At 66.5% G+C, this 13,715-nt stretch carries 12 protein-coding genes and 1 tRNA gene; 3 read left to right on the top strand and 10 right to left on the bottom strand.

Annotated features, from left to right (window positions below; translation table 11 throughout):
- Positions 1-88: 88 nt before the first annotated feature.
- From ACFFN1_RS15140 to ACFFN1_RS15115, 6 genes are all read right to left on the bottom strand, one after another.
- On the bottom strand, positions 89-391 hold the full coding sequence (locus ACFFN1_RS15140; RefSeq protein WP_376841691.1) for a hypothetical protein: 303 nt from the start codon (positions 389-391) through the stop codon (positions 89-91).
- Between the two features lie 360 nt (positions 392-751).
- Positions 752-2,434 (bottom strand): energy-dependent translational throttle protein EttA, encoded by a 1,683-nt coding sequence (gene ettA / locus ACFFN1_RS15135; protein ID WP_376841690.1) that lies wholly within the window; start codon positions 2,432-2,434, stop codon positions 752-754.
- Positions 2,435-2,549: 115 nt separating this feature from the next.
- Positions 2,550-3,182: a DUF6993 domain-containing protein gene (locus ACFFN1_RS15130; RefSeq protein ID WP_376841689.1), complete on the bottom strand. Its 633-nt coding sequence runs from the start codon at positions 3,180-3,182 to the stop codon at positions 2,550-2,552.
- A 216-nt stretch (positions 3,183-3,398) separates the two neighbouring features.
- On the bottom strand, positions 3,399-3,935 hold the full coding sequence (locus ACFFN1_RS15125) for a single-stranded DNA-binding protein (RefSeq protein ID WP_376841688.1): 537 nt from the start codon (positions 3,933-3,935) through the stop codon (positions 3,399-3,401).
- A 148-nt stretch (positions 3,936-4,083) separates the two neighbouring features.
- The gene (locus ACFFN1_RS15120; RefSeq protein ID WP_376841687.1) at positions 4,084-5,670 is read right to left on the bottom strand and encodes a GTPase; all 1,587 of its coding nucleotides are present in this window, start codon (positions 5,668-5,670) and stop codon (positions 4,084-4,086) included.
- The gene (locus ACFFN1_RS15115; RefSeq protein ID WP_376841686.1) at positions 5,667-7,379 is read right to left on the bottom strand and encodes a dynamin family protein; all 1,713 of its coding nucleotides are present in this window, start codon (positions 7,377-7,379) and stop codon (positions 5,667-5,669) included. The genes ACFFN1_RS15120 and ACFFN1_RS15115 overlap by 4 nt, the downstream gene beginning before the upstream one ends.
- 121 nt (positions 7,380-7,500) lie before the next feature.
- On the opposite strand from ACFFN1_RS15115, the gene ACFFN1_RS15110 reads away from it, so the two are divergent.
- Positions 7,501-7,573: transfer RNA gene (locus ACFFN1_RS15110), tRNA-Arg, on the top strand.
- An 80-nt stretch (positions 7,574-7,653) separates the two neighbouring features.
- Here ACFFN1_RS15110 and ACFFN1_RS15105 read toward each other — a convergent pair.
- Both ACFFN1_RS15105 and ACFFN1_RS15100 read right to left on the bottom strand, forming a co-directional pair.
- Entirely contained in the window at positions 7,654-7,971 is a 318-nt protein-coding gene (locus ACFFN1_RS15105) for a thiamine-binding protein (protein ID WP_376841685.1), read from the bottom strand.
- Between the two features lie 75 nt (positions 7,972-8,046).
- On the bottom strand, positions 8,047-9,234 hold the full coding sequence (locus ACFFN1_RS15100) for an acetyl-CoA C-acetyltransferase (RefSeq protein ID WP_376841684.1): 1,188 nt from the start codon (positions 9,232-9,234) through the stop codon (positions 8,047-8,049).
- Between the two features lie 259 nt (positions 9,235-9,493).
- On the opposite strand from ACFFN1_RS15100, the gene ACFFN1_RS15095 reads away from it, so the two are divergent.
- Complete coding sequence (locus tag ACFFN1_RS15095) at positions 9,494-10,951, top strand: coiled-coil domain-containing protein (protein WP_376841683.1); 1,458 nt, start codon at positions 9,494-9,496, stop codon at positions 10,949-10,951.
- A 212-nt stretch (positions 10,952-11,163) separates the two neighbouring features.
- On the opposite strand, the gene ACFFN1_RS15090 is transcribed toward ACFFN1_RS15095, so the two are convergent.
- Complete coding sequence (locus ACFFN1_RS15090; protein ID WP_376841682.1) at positions 11,164-11,460, bottom strand: Rv1322 family protein; 297 nt, start codon at positions 11,458-11,460, stop codon at positions 11,164-11,166.
- A 30-nt stretch (positions 11,461-11,490) separates the two neighbouring features.
- On the opposite strand from ACFFN1_RS15090, the gene nucS reads away from it, so the two are divergent.
- The gene (nucS, locus tag ACFFN1_RS15085) at positions 11,491-12,186 is read left to right on the top strand and encodes an endonuclease NucS (RefSeq protein ID WP_376841681.1); all 696 of its coding nucleotides are present in this window, start codon (positions 11,491-11,493) and stop codon (positions 12,184-12,186) included.
- A 107-nt stretch (positions 12,187-12,293) separates the two neighbouring features.
- On the opposite strand, the gene murA is transcribed toward nucS, so the two are convergent.
- On the bottom strand, positions 12,294-13,652 hold the full coding sequence (gene murA / locus ACFFN1_RS15080) for a UDP-N-acetylglucosamine 1-carboxyvinyltransferase (protein ID WP_376841680.1): 1,359 nt from the start codon (positions 13,650-13,652) through the stop codon (positions 12,294-12,296).
- Between the last annotated feature and the right edge of the window lie 63 nt (positions 13,653-13,715).

The following is a 13,715-nucleotide window of genomic DNA, read 5'->3' as shown; positions in this document are numbered from 1 at the left end:
GGCGGATCGCTCGCGGATTCCGCAACCTCGAGAACTACCGACTCCGCATGCTGCTCATCGCTGGCGGCCTGGACGCATCAACCCACACTCAACTCTGAAGAGCCGTATAACCGCTTATCAGGGCTTCTCCCTCGTCGCTCATACTTTTGAACCCCTCGGCGTACACCCTCTTCAGCGATCCTCTAAGAAAGATCAACGCGCGTTCAGGCACTTCGTCGACCGAAACTTCGTTCTCCGCACGAACGAAGCTCACGTAGGTGTCATATGCCTCATCCGCAGCCTCCTTCTCCTCCGGAGAGAGAGCCAGCTCAGTCTCGTACGGAGGTTCCGGCAGTACATCACCGGCATTCGTCTCAGCTTCATGAGACGGCGGCTCCGCCGTCGCTTTCACCTCTGGTTCTGCTGTTCCTCCGCAGGCAGTGACGCTCAGCGTCAGAGCAGCTGCTCCGAGTGCGGCCCAGATAGGCCGTCCTTGCCGGTGCATGTCATTCCCTTCCTCAGCTGTTGCAACCGTAGGCAACTCATCAGCGCGAAGGAACGGGTGGGATCAAATCTGTGGACAACTCCGCGAAAACCAGTCAGCTCGTGACCTCTGCGCAGGGGTGTGGGGATACCACCGAGAAGCGATCCTCAGCATGTGAGTAACATCACATTACCAGATCGTGTCGGTATGGGGAATGCTCAAGGCCGGCCGCCCGTAGAGGGCAACCGGCCTTGAGTGGATGCGAAGCGCTCGGAAGCGGCGTGTGCGTCAGTCGCGGGTCAGACGGCGGTGGGTGACGCGGTGCGGGCGCGCAGCCTCCTCACCAAGCCGCTCAACCTTGTTCTTCTCATACGCTTCGAAGTTGCCTTCGAACCAGTACCAGTTGGCAGGGTTCTCCTCGGTTCCCTCCCACGCAAGGATGTGGGTGGCGACGCGGTCGAGGAACCAACGGTCGTGGGAGACGACCACTGCACAACCGGGGAAGTCGAGCAGCGCGTTCTCCAGCGAGCCGAGCGTTTCGACGTCGAGGTCGTTGGTCGGCTCGTCAAGCAGGAGCAGATTGCCGCCCTGCTTGAGGGTCAGCGCCAGGTTCAGACGGTTGCGCTCACCACCGGAGAGCACGCCGGCCTTCTTCTGCTGGTCCGGCCCTTTGAACCCGAATGCCGAAACATACGCACGCGAAGGCATCTCAACGTTGCCGACCTGGATGAAGTCGAGTCCGTCAGAGACGACCTCCCACAGGCTTTTCTCCGGGTCGATGCCGCCGCGGGACTGGTCGACATAGGAGATCTTGACGGTCTCGCCGACCTTGAGGTCTCCCCCGTCGAGTTCTTCGAGTCCGACAATGGACTTGAACAGCGTCGTCTTGCCGACACCGTTGGGGCCGATGACACCGACAATTCCGTTGCGCGGCAGCGAGAACGACAGGCCGTCGATGAGCTTGCGGTCTCCGAAGCCCTTCTGCAGGTCCTTGGCCTCGATGACGACGTCACCCAGACGCGGGCCCGGCGGGATCTGGATCTCTTCGAAGTCGAGCTTCCGGGTCTTCTCCGCCTCGGCAGCCATCTCCTCGTAGCGGGCAAGACGTGCCTTCGACTTAGTCTGGCGGGCCTTCGCGTTCGAACGCACCCACTCCAGCTCGTCCTTCAGGCGCTTCTTCAGCTTGGCGTCCTTCTTGCCCTGAACCTGCAGACGCTCCTGCTTCTTCTCCAGGTAGGTGGAGTAGTTGCCCTCATACGGGTAGAGGTGACCGCGATCGACCTCGGCGATCCACTCAGCGACGTGATCGAGGAAGTAGCGATCGTGAGTGATCGCGATGACAGCGCCGGGGTAGCTCTTGAGGTGTTGCTCGAGCCACAGCACCGATTCGGCGTCGAGGTGGTTGGTCGGCTCGTCGAGCAGCAGCAGATCGGGCTTTTCCAGCAGCAGCTTGCACAGTGCCACGCGGCGGCGCTCACCGCCGGAGAGCACCGAGACATCGGCGTCTGCTGGCGGACAACGCAGAGCGTCCATCGCCTGTTCGAGCTGCGAGTCGAGATCCCAGGCATCAGCAGCGTCGATGGCCTCCTGTAGCTTGCCCATCTCTTCCATGAGGGCATCGAAGTCTGCATCCGGGTTAGCCATCTCTTCGGAGATCTCGTTGTAGCGGTCGAGCTTCGACTTGATCTCGCCGACGCCTTCCTCGACATTGCCGAGGACCGTCTTGTCTTCGTTCAGCGGCGGTTCCTGCAGCAGGATGCCCACCGAGTACCCGGGGCTGAGGCGGGCCTCACCGTTGGAGGGCTGGTCGATCCCTGCCATGATCTTGAGGATGGTGGACTTGCCGGCACCATTGGGGCCGACCATGCCGATCTTCGCTCCGGGATAGAACGACATCGACACATCATCGAGAATGACTTTGTCACCGTGCGCCTTGCGCGCCTTGTGCATGGTGTAAATGAATTCGGCCATAGTGCCCTCAGACTATCGGTTTCGCAGTGGCTAAGGCCATTTGCCACAGCGATCCAGACCGGTCAGGAAGAATGCGCACACACAGCGGCCAGGCGCGCAGTGTCAGCGCAGCATCTCAGCCGCCGAGTTCGGGGGCCTCGTCTGGCTCTTCGTCCTCAGTCGAGCTGTCCTGCCCACCGCCGCTGTCAGAGCTTCCGCTATCGCCGCCGTCGCCGGAGCCGGAGGAGTCATCAGGGTTCCGGCTGTCCATGCCCTCGCCGGGCAGGTGTCCTTCGCCGTTGTCGTCGGAGTCCTCATCGCGCAGATCGCCTTCCGGCTCCGGGACTCCTTCTGGCCGTTCGACGTAGCCGAGAAGGCAGGTGCCGGTCGATTCGGTGGGCTTCATAAGCTCAGCATGGATCTTGCCCTTGCGGATCTCGCCGACCACGCAGCCGTCGTCAACCTTGACGCCGAACATCTTCGAGGGCACGTCATTGCCCAGCGGCGAGGCATCGATTGTCGCTTCGAGCTGTTCGGGCTCGTAACCGGCCTCGGTCATGGTGTCGAAGAACTCCTCGGTGCTCGGGACATCCTCACGGCCTTCGAGCGGTTTGAGTGCGGCGACGACCTCATCGACGACGGCAGGGACCTCTTTGGTCTGCACCGGGTTCGGCTCCGGTTCAGCTGCCTGCGGGTTCAGCAGCGAGCATGCGCTCAGAAGCACGGCGGAACCGGTCAGCGTACCGGCAGCGAGCATCCGTCGTAGCATTGTCGTCCTTCGGTCAGTTCCACACAACAGTCCTACTTTAACCACACCTGGCAGGCTGAACGCTGTGAACCGAGCCTGTTTCGCAGGCATGTCGCCGAACATCTGCAGCCAGCAGTCCGGTACGCGCATGAGCCGGCGGTCCGGCACGCATGCGAGCGGGCAGGCCGAGCCCACCCTGCGGTGCGTTCTCCAGCCTGCCCAGCCCGAGGTGTCGGTTCAGTTCGGGACGGCTGCCTCCATGGCATGGTCGGCGCGGATCTCGCCGGTGTCGGTGTCGACCATCATGTCGTCGATGTCATCAGCGGAGGATGCCTGCGGCGGCTCCGGCGGCCCATCCGGGCCGTCGACCTGCCAGTGGTTGTCCTTCTGCTGTCCGGCTGGGCGCGCACCGTTGCGGATGTTGCGGGCCCATTTGGCGGTGCCGAAGCGCAGATTGTGGCCGACCGCCTCGGCGACGATCTGCGCGCTTCTGCCCGATTTGCCGTTGTCATCGGTCCATTCACGGATCCGCAGGCGGCCGGCGACGATGACGGCATCGCCCTTGTGCACGGAGGCCATAACATTCGGGGCGAGGTCGCCGTAGCAGGAGACGTCGTACCACGAGGTGTCGATCTCCCGGTACTCCCCCTTCTCGGTGTCATAGAACCCGAAGTTCACCGCCAGCCGAAATGATGCCCAGGCGCGGCCGTCGGTCAGCGTTCCGTGTCGGCAGTCGCTGCCGGCGGTGCCGACGAAGTAGTTGAGTTGTTTCACGAGCAGGTCCTTTCTCTTGCCTCTGCTGAGACTCTCGACGTCTCCTCAGACCTGCTGCTGACACTGCCGCACCTCTGCAACGGCACGCAGAGAAACAGAAGCGCCTGTGGATGCGAAGTCAGCATCCACAGGCGCTCGTGCGCTGGTCTCAGCCCAGCCGGTCGTAGACCTCGCGGTGTTCGCGCAGCACGTCGCTGATCGGCGCCAGATAGGAGCTTGCCGCAGCGTGGTGGACGGCCTGCGTCAGCCGTTCGGTGACATCATCAGCGGCTTCCTTGGCTCCCTTGCGGCGAGCCGCAGCAGCAGTCGAGCTGGTGATGACCGAGCCGATGATGCCGAGCATAAGAAGAGCGCCGGGCGCGATCCACAGCGGCGCCGATCCGGCAGCCGCATCGACACCGGCGAGCAGCAGCACGAGCTGGATGATGAGCCACAGCGCACCGATGACGGTGGCGAGGAAGAACAGCATCTGCAGCACCGACGCCAAAGCCCACCAGCCGGGCCGGCGCCGTTCGATGCGCACGGCGGTGACCGCTTCATCGAGCGTGTGGGTCAGTTCGGCCGTCGACTGCTTCTCCGCCTTGGCGACATCAGCCTGCCAGGCCATCGGCAGTGTCGAGACCGCATCGATGACGAGCTCATGGGCTGCGAGGTTGACGCGTGCGCTCTGCGTGCGCGTGGTCTCCGGCACCGCTGCCCGGATGAGATCCTCACGGTCGCCGCCGTGGCGGGAACCGAGCGGGTCGGCCTGGCCCCGCTGGGCCATCGCCAGCGGCGGATAGCCGGTCTTCTTATAGGCCCGGCGCAGGTAGTCGTCTTCAACCGTCTGGGCGACGGCATTGACACCGGCGGCGTCGACCATCGCGTCGATGAGGCGGTCAGTGCCGGGCAGCTGCTCCGGCTGTTCGACCGGGGTGCCGATCTCCCTGCGGATCCGCGCAGCCATCTCCGTCAGATCCGTCAGCAGCCGCTCTGATGCGGCGGCCTGTGCGCGCACCGTCTCAGTGAGGATCTCACGCAGCTCCGGAACGCCCTCGCGGGTCAGCGCCGAGGCCAGCGCCACACGCGCCTTGTCGAGGCCGTCGTGGGCCAGCAGCTGCTGCAGATGGTCACGGCAGGCGACCTGCTCCTCAGCAGAGAGCCGGTCGATCTGATTGAGCACCACGACCATCGAGGAGGCATGCGCGGCGAACTCCGAGAGGTAATGCGAATGTAGTGAGAAGTCAGCGTACTTCTGCGGGTCGACGACCCAGAACACGACGTCGACGAGGTTGACGAGCCGGTCGGATTCGACGCGGTGCTCAGCCGAGGTCGAGTCGTGATCGGGCAGATCGACGAGCACGAGTCCGTGCAGCCGCTCCTGGTCGTCACCGTCGAGGGCGCTTTCGCGCCAGGTGCGGTTGCCCACCGGCACCTGCAGCCACGACATGATCTCCTCGCCGCCTTCGCCCCACACACAGGCCGTCGGCTTCGACGTCGTCGGCCGGCGCACGCCCACCTTGGCGATCTCCAAGCCGGCGACCGCATTGAACAGGGAGGACTTGCCGGATCCGGTCGAGCCGGCGAAGGCGACGACGGTGGAGTCCTCCCCGAGCTTCAGGCGCGCTTCGGCCTTCTCCAGCAGATCCTCTGCCGCCGAGCGGGTGTCGTCGGAGATCTTGCGCGGGCCGAGGGTGAGAGCGTGTCTGATGCCCTCTGTCAGCGTCGCGATCCGGCTGTGCGTCGCATCGCTCACAGTGCTTCCTCCAATCGGTCGCCGGCTCCGCGCAGGATTCCTGCCTGCCGAGGCGGCACTTCGCTGTTGTGCAGGGCGGTGTCGAACGGTGCCCGGTAGCGGTCGAGCAGCTCGGATGTCGCATCGATGAGCCGGCTGCGCGCCATCTGCGCAAGGTCCCGTGTCGCTTGGTCGCCGAAGATCGTGTCGAGCAGCTTGCCGGCCACCAGCGCCGTGCCCCCGGCGACACCCGCTTCGGCGCCGGTGAGACCGCCGGTGCCGGCGAAGACGGCGAGCATGAGCACGGCACCCACACCGTTGACGCCGAAGGACAGGATCCTGGCCTTGGCGCGCTTGCTCTGCCCGACCTCGCGGACGAGTTCGTTGACGTCATCGGACCAGGCGGCGACCATCCGCCCGACATCGCCGTCGAACTCCGCCGGCACGCGCGTCAGCTGCGGGTTGTCACGGACGAGGGCATCGCCGTCGGGGTGGGACTGCCAGGCATGGGAGGTGTTCGTCACCGCTGCGACGACCTGTTCGCGGATGAGCAGAGCCACGGAGTCCTCGATCGCCTGGTTGAGTGGTTCGGCGGCATCGCGCTTGCCGGTGACCGCCGAGGTGATGCGGTCGCGGACGCGCGCGACGGTGGGCTCAAGGCCGCGGAAGAACTGTCCGGTGCCCACGAAGTCCTGCCAGCGGGCGAGCACTTCGCCGCGCAGCACGCGGCCGTCGACGATGGAGTCGGCCAGCTCTTCGCGGGCCTGCCCGAACTCCTGGCCGACGATGTCCTGCAGCCGCTGGTGGGCGGCCTCCTGCTCTTCGACGTACTCGGCCAGCGTCCGCGCCTGGGCTGGCACTGCGGCCAGCGCACCGGTGAGCGTCTGGGCGATGACCCGGTCGCGGGCGCGGGAGTTGCGCCCGAGATTCATGATCCACGACTGCACCGGGAAGACCGCCGCCTCGGGGATCCGGCCATCGACGAGCATGAGCTCAGGAACGGTGAAGATCGGCGCAGACCCGAGCCCCGCCTCGGCGAGCAGCCCGGAGAGATGGTGGCGGACCTCGCGGTTGGCTTTCGGCGGCACCCGGTCGAGCACGATCGACACGGCCGTGCCGCGCTCAGCCGACTGCTTCAGCAGCTCCCACGGCACCGCATCCGCATACCGGGAAGCGGTGGTGACGAACAGCCACAGATCCGCTGCCGCGAGCAGCTGGCGGGCCAGCGTCCGATTGTCCTCGCTGACGGAGTCGATGTCTGGGGAGTCGAGCAGCGCCAGACCAGGCGGCACGCTCGTGCTGGAGACGAGCCGAAGCTGCGGGCGGGCGAGGTCGGTCGAGGAGCCGACGACTCGCTCCAGGCTCGGCAGGATCCGGTCGGAGGAGAAGTACTCCTCGTCATCAGGATGGTGGATGAGCAGCGGCCAGCGCGTCGTCGGCCGCAGCACGCCGGTGGCGGAGATATCGGCTTCGACGATCGAGTTCACCAGGGTCGACTTGCCGGCACCGGTCGATCCGCCGACGACGACGAGCAGCGGCGCATCGGTGTGCTGGACCCGCGGCAGGAGGTAGTCGGTCAGCTGGTCGTCCAGGCTGCGCTGCAGGCTGCGGCCGGCCTCGGCGCCGGGGGTGTGCAGCGGAAAGCGCGCGTCCCGCACTCGCTTGATGAGGTCACCGAGGGCAGGCGCCACACCTGATGGCAGGCTGAAGGCGTTCGGTCCTTGAGTCACATTCCTACTCTCTCCGTTTTCCCAGGCAGACACCACTCACCACGCCGCGCCCGTGTGACTTGGCCCGCGTCAGGACCTGCATCGGAGGCAGGCGGCGAGCGCAGGCGCTAAGATGTCCAGTGCCTCCATGGTCCAAAGGATCACGACGTCCGGTTTCTACCCGGAAGATGCGGGTTCGATTCCTGCTGGGGGCGCTGACAGCGCAGGAGCCCGGCCGCAGCGTTCACCGCTGCTGCCGGGCTCCTGTCGTTACCGCCGCCGAGGCGGTGGAGACTCAGCCGTCTGCGTCGGCTCCTGCTGCGAGGACCTTCTCGACGCGCTCGACCTTGCCGGTCAGCTCACCGGTGCGGCCGGGCCGGATATCGGCCTTGAGCACGAGCGATACGCGCGGGCCGAAGGCGGACACCGCCTCGGTGGCGCGCTTGACGACGTCGAAGACCTCATCCCATTCGCCTTCGATGGTGGTGAACATCGAATCGGTCTGGTTGGGCAGGCCGGATTCGCGCACGACCTTCACCGCTGCGGCGACGGCTTCGTGCATCGAACCGGTCTCAGCGTCGCCGGTGGGGGCGACGGAGAATGCTACGAGCATGGCTCCTCCTTGTGCGTATCGGGCGGTGTTCTTCAGCAGGCGCCGGCAGCGCGCGGCTGCCGGCGCCGGCGCGTCTCAGTTCTGCGGCACGGACAGCACGAGCGCATCGCCCTGTCCCCCGCCGCCGCAGAGTGCGGCGACACCGGTGCCGCCGCCGCGGCGTTTGAGCTCCAGGGCCAGGGTCAGGGCGACACGGGCACCCGAGGCGCCGATCGGGTGGCCGAGTGCGATCGCACCGCCGTTGACGTTGACCTTGTCATCACTCACGCCCAGGTCCTTGACGCTGGCGAGGCCGACAGCGGCGAAGGCTTCGTTGATCTCATAGAGGTCGAAGCTGTCAGCAGCGACGCCTTCACGCTCAGCGGCGGCCTTGATCGCCTGGCTGGGCTGCAGCTGCAGCGAGGAGTCCGGGCCAGCGGTCCAGGCATGCGCGCGGACCTCGGCGAGGATCTCCAGGCCCTCGCGCTCGGCGCGCTCCTTCGACATCACGACGACAGCGCAGGCGCCGTCGGAGATCTGCGAGGCATTGCCGGCAGTGATCGATCCGTCCTTGCGGAAGGCCGGGCGCAGCTTGGCCAGCGATTCCGGGGTCGAGTCCGGGCGCACGCCTTCGTCTGCGGAGACGACGGTCTCGCCCTTGCGCGAGGTGATGGTCACCGGGGTGATCTCATCGTCGAAGCGGCCCGCCTCGGCAGCGGCACCGGCGCGCTGGTGGGAACGGGCTGCGAAGGCATCCTGCTCCTCACGGCTGAACACGAGATCGGCCGTGTTGGCGTCCTCGGTCAGCCCGCCCATCGCCTGATCAGTGAAGGCATCCCACAGGCCGTCGTAGTCCATGTGGTCACGGACCTTGACGGTGCCGTACTTGTAGCCGGCGCGGGACTTCTCCAGCATGTGCGGGGCGTTCGTCATCGATTCCTGACCGCCGGCGACGACGACCTCGTACTCACCGGCGCGCACGAGCATGGCGGCCTGCGTGATGGCGTTGAGACCCGACAGGCACAGCTTGTTGATGGTGATCGCCGGCACGGACATCGGGATGCCGGCCTTGGCGGCGGCCTGGCGGGCCGGACCCTGACCGCAGCCGGCCTGGAGCACCTGGCCCATGATGACGTACTCGACGTCCTCGGGCTTGACGCCGGCGCGCGTGAGCGCACCGGTGATGGCCTCGGCGCCGAGATCCATCGCGCTGAGCGAGCCGAGCGCACCGGACATTCGGCCCAGCGGTGTGCGCGAACCTGCGACGATGACGGCTTCGGTCATGATTCCTCCTTCGACAGCTGCGGCTGCACCCGGCAGTCGGCTGCTTCGCGCGCCGCAGACCAACTCATGAAAGTGATTCGGATCCCAGCCTAGTCGAGCGCCCGGCGGCTGGAAATACCGGCTGCGCAGCTGTGAATTCCCTCCGCAGTACCGCGCACTGCTCTCATATGACATCTGCGGGCGGCCAATCACTGCAGTGCCGAGTAGAGTGGGATGCTGAGCCCCCGTAGTTCCCATAGATGAAACGGAGTCGAAGACTGTGACGCCTCCCGAAGAGTTCCGGACCGCGATGCGCGGTTACGAGAAGAACGAAGTCGATGCGCGCATCGGTCAGCTGCGGACCGAGATCGAATCCCTGCGCAAGGCCCTGTCCGATGCGCGGTCTCAGGTCATCAGCGCCGACCGGGCGAAGCTGCAGATCGCCGGCGAGCTGTCGGAAGCCAAGCAGCAGCTCAAGGATGCTGCCAGCGACAAGGCCGAGGCGGCCGGTCCTCCCGGATCCCGCATCGACCACCTCCTCAAGATCGCTGAGTCGCAGGCTCGCGAGACCCTCGCCCAGGCGACCGCTGATGCCGAGACGATCCGCAACAAGGCTCGCGCTGATGCCGCCAGCCAGCGGGCGCGCATGCACACCGAAAGCAATGACACACTCAACAACGCCCGCTCCGAGGCCGAGGCGATCAGCTCGGCTGCAGAGCTGCGTGCTGATGAGACGGTCAAGGCTGCAGAGACCCGCGCTGCGGAGATCCAGACGGCGGCCGAGCGCGAGGCTGAGCAGCTGACCTCGACGGCGGCCAATGATGCAGCAGAGTCGCGCGAAGCGCTCAAGCGCGAGGTCGCGCAGCTGCGGGCTGATGCGCAGAAGGACGCCGCTGACATCCGGGCCACGGCCAAGAAGGAAGCCGATGAGATCCTCTCGGCGGCCAAGCAGAAGGATGAGGAGATCCGCAAGGCCTCAGACGCCCTCGATGTGGAACTGGCGGAGAAGCGGCAGAAGGCCGAGACCGAGGAGAAGCAGCGCTTCGACACCGCCGCCGCGGAGCATAAGAAGCTCACCGAGGAGGCGCAGAACCGGGCCAAGAAGGCCGATGACGATGCGAAGGCCGCTGCCGAGCGTGCCGAGCAAACCCGCAAGGATGCGGTCGAGAAGGCCGACAAGATCATCGCCGACGGCCGCAAGCGGGCACAGGACCTCATCTCCGAGGCCCGTGCGACCGCTGAGGCGACGATCGAGGAGTCGGCAGCCGAGGCCAAGCGCAATGTGTCCTCCGCGCAGGCTCAGGTCGATCTGCTGACCAAGCAGCGCCGCACCATCACCGCCCAGCTGGAGCAGCTGCGCTCGATGTTCGCAGCGCCTGGACTGTTCGAGGGAGTCGACTTCACCGAGGACAAGTCCGATCAGGAGGCCGCCGCTGCGCTGCCGACGGAGAAGATCGCCTCCGAGTCCGAGCTCGACGAGCTGAAGAAGAACGCGACGGACGAGGATGCGACGGATGCCGAGGCGGACGGCGCCGATGCTGAGGCCGAGGACTCCGCTGCCGAGGAGGCTTCCGAGGATGCCTCCGATGACACCGCTGAGGACGGAAAGGACTCGGGCAGCAGCTCGAAGTCCGGCACGTCGGCAGGTGCCAAGCATTCGGGCGCCGGCCAGCAGGGATCGGGCAGCAACCGCGGCGCGTTCAACCGCCCGGCGCCGAACTCCCATCGTCTGCGCTGAGCTCTGTACGCACGCTGCACCGGCTCAGCACCCGGATACACAGCACACCGACGCATAGCGCAGCCTGAGTGTGAATGACGAAGGCGGAGGCTCCCCAAGCAGGAGCCTCCGCCTTCGGCGTTCCCGGCTGACACCTCGGGCCCGGTAACCAGCCAGTGCTCAGCCGCGCCAGCCCGCAGCCCGGCGCACAACCCGCACCGCGGCGCGCAACGCTAAGCCCGGCTGCGGAAGCAGCCGGTGTGCCAGTGGCGGCGGGAGCCCACGCCGGTGTCGAAGCCGAACTCGTCATCGGAGCGCCAGGCGACGATATGGGCGATGTGCGCCGGCAGGTCCTGCAGGCAGCCCGGGCAGGTGTAGACCTTGCCGGAGGCTGAGCCGCGCACCTGCTGCACGATCCAGGTGCCGTCAGCGCCTTCGGTGGCCTGCGGAATCGACTGCAGGCTCGCACCCAGCTCCCGATGCGGCCGCGACCACTTGTTGGCACGGCGAGAGGAAGACGAACGTGGCATGGGGTCATTGTCTCACGTACAGTGTTGGGCGTGCGTTTAGTGATCGCCAAGTGCAGTGTCGACTATGCCGGCCGGCTGACGGCCCACCTGCCCATGGCCACCCGGGTCCTCATGCTCAAAGCCGACGGCAGCGTCCTCGTCCACTCCGATGGCGGCTCCTACAAGCCGCTCAACTGGATGAGCCCGCCGTGCACGACGACGGTCAGCAACCCGAGCGATGAGCAGGCCGAGTTCGGCATCACCGAAGTGTGGACGGTCACCCATCAGAAGACCGATGACCACCTCATCATCAGCATCGCCGAGATCATCGAGGACGTCTCCGCTGAGCTGGGCGTCGATCCCGGGCTCGTCAAAGACGGCGTGGAAGCGCATCTGCAGGAGCTGCTCGCCGAGCACATCGAGACCCTCGGCGCCGGCTTCTCGACGGTGCGCCGGGAGTACATGACGGCCATCGGGCCGGTCGACATCCTCGCCAAGGACGATGCCGGCGCCTCCGTCGCAGTCGAGATCAAGCGCCGCGGAGAGATCGACGGCGTCGAGCAGCTGACCCGCTATCTCGAGCTCATGAACCGCGATCCGCTGCTCGCCCCGGTCACCGGCGTGTTCGCAGCCCAGGAGATCAAGCCGCAGGCCCGCACGCTGGCTGAGGACCGCGGCATCCGCTGCGTGGTGCTCGACTACGATGCCCTGCGCGGCATGGACGATCCGGAGTCCCGGCTGTTCTGAACCGCCGAGGTGCCGGTCGGGTTGCCAAGGCCGGCGCCGCCCCTCCCGAGGTGCCAGTCCCGTTCCCGAGGCGGCAGAGCCCGGCCATGCCAGAGTGCTCGGCCGTGTCAGGCCAGTGATTCGATGTCGAAGGGTTCGGGCTTCTTGACCCGAGTGACATCGGCGCCGAGCGCCTGGAGCTGTTCGACGAATCCCTCATAGCCGCGGTCGATGTGCTCGACGCCGGAGACCTCGGTGCACCCCTCCGCTGCCAGGCCGGCGATGACGAGAGCGGCACCGGCACGGATATCAGAGGCCTCCACCTCGGCGCCGGAGAGCTTCTCGACACCGGAGACGAGCGCATGGTTGCCGTCGATGGTGACATCAGCGCCCAGCCGGGCGAGCTCGTGAACGAAGCGCCAGCGGGCCTCGAAGAGATTCTCCGTCAGCAGACCGACGCCATCGGCGATGGCATTGAGCGCGACGACGAAGGGCTGCAGATCGGTGGGGAATCCGGGAAACGGCAGGGTCGCCACGCGGATGCTGTGCGGCCGCTGCGGCCCGATGACCCGGAAGCCCATGTCGTGCGCACCGGTGCTGTTGGCAGCGGCGATCCCGGCCAGAAGGCCACGGGACCCGCTGCTGCCCGGCAGTGCTGACACCTCGGCGCCAGCGTCGCGCAGATGCTTGAACACATGCGGCAGCGCCTGCGGATCGATGCCGCGCACCGTGATGTCACCGCCGGTGATCGCCGCTGCGAAGGCCCAGGACCCGGCGACGATCCGGTCGCCGACGACACGGTGCTCGACCGGGTGGAGGCGTTCGACGCCCTCGACGGTGAGCGTCTTCGTGCCGATGCCGGAGATCTTCGCGCCCATCGCCTGCAGCATGAGGCAGATGTCGATGATCTCCGGTTCCTTCGCGGCATTGTCGATTGTCGTTGTGCCGGTGGCCAGCGTCGCGGCCATGACGAGGTTCTCCGTCGCGCCGACGGACGGGAAGGGCAGGTGGATCTCCGCACCGTGGAGCCCTGCAGGGGCTTCGGCGATGAAGTAGCCGTGGTCGAGGTGAGCCTGCGCGCCCATCGCCTCGAGCCCGGCCTGGTGCATGTCGAGGCCGCGCGAGCCGATCGCATCGCCGCCAGGCAGGGCCACATGGGCTGCGCGCATCCGACCGGTGAGCGGACCGAGCACGCAGATCGAGGCACGCATCGCCCGGACGAGTTCGTAGTCGGCCTGGATGCCGGGCTCTTCCGGCACATCGATGCTGATGGTGCCGGCCTCAGGGTCGTAGTCGATGCCGCAGCCGAGACGGCGCAGCAGCTCGCTCATGATCGACACATCGAGGATCCGCGGCACATTGGAGATCACCGAGCGGCCCGGGGCCAGCAGGGTCGCGGCCATGAGCTTGAGCACGCTGTTCTTCGCACCCCGGACGGTGAGCTCGCCACGCAGCTGATGGGGGCCGTTGACGCAGAAGATCTCCATGCTCGTCGTCCTCCTCGAATCGGCAGCCGGCCGGCGGCGGACGTGCCGGCGGGCTGCTCGTCA

The sequence above is a fragment of the Brevibacterium otitidis genome (assembly GCF_042429315.1).
Classification (GTDB): domain Bacteria; phylum Actinomycetota; class Actinomycetes; order Actinomycetales; family Brevibacteriaceae; genus Brevibacterium; species Brevibacterium otitidis.
Note: the sequence above shows the minus strand (reverse complement) of the source record. Positions and strands in the feature narration are given on the sequence as shown.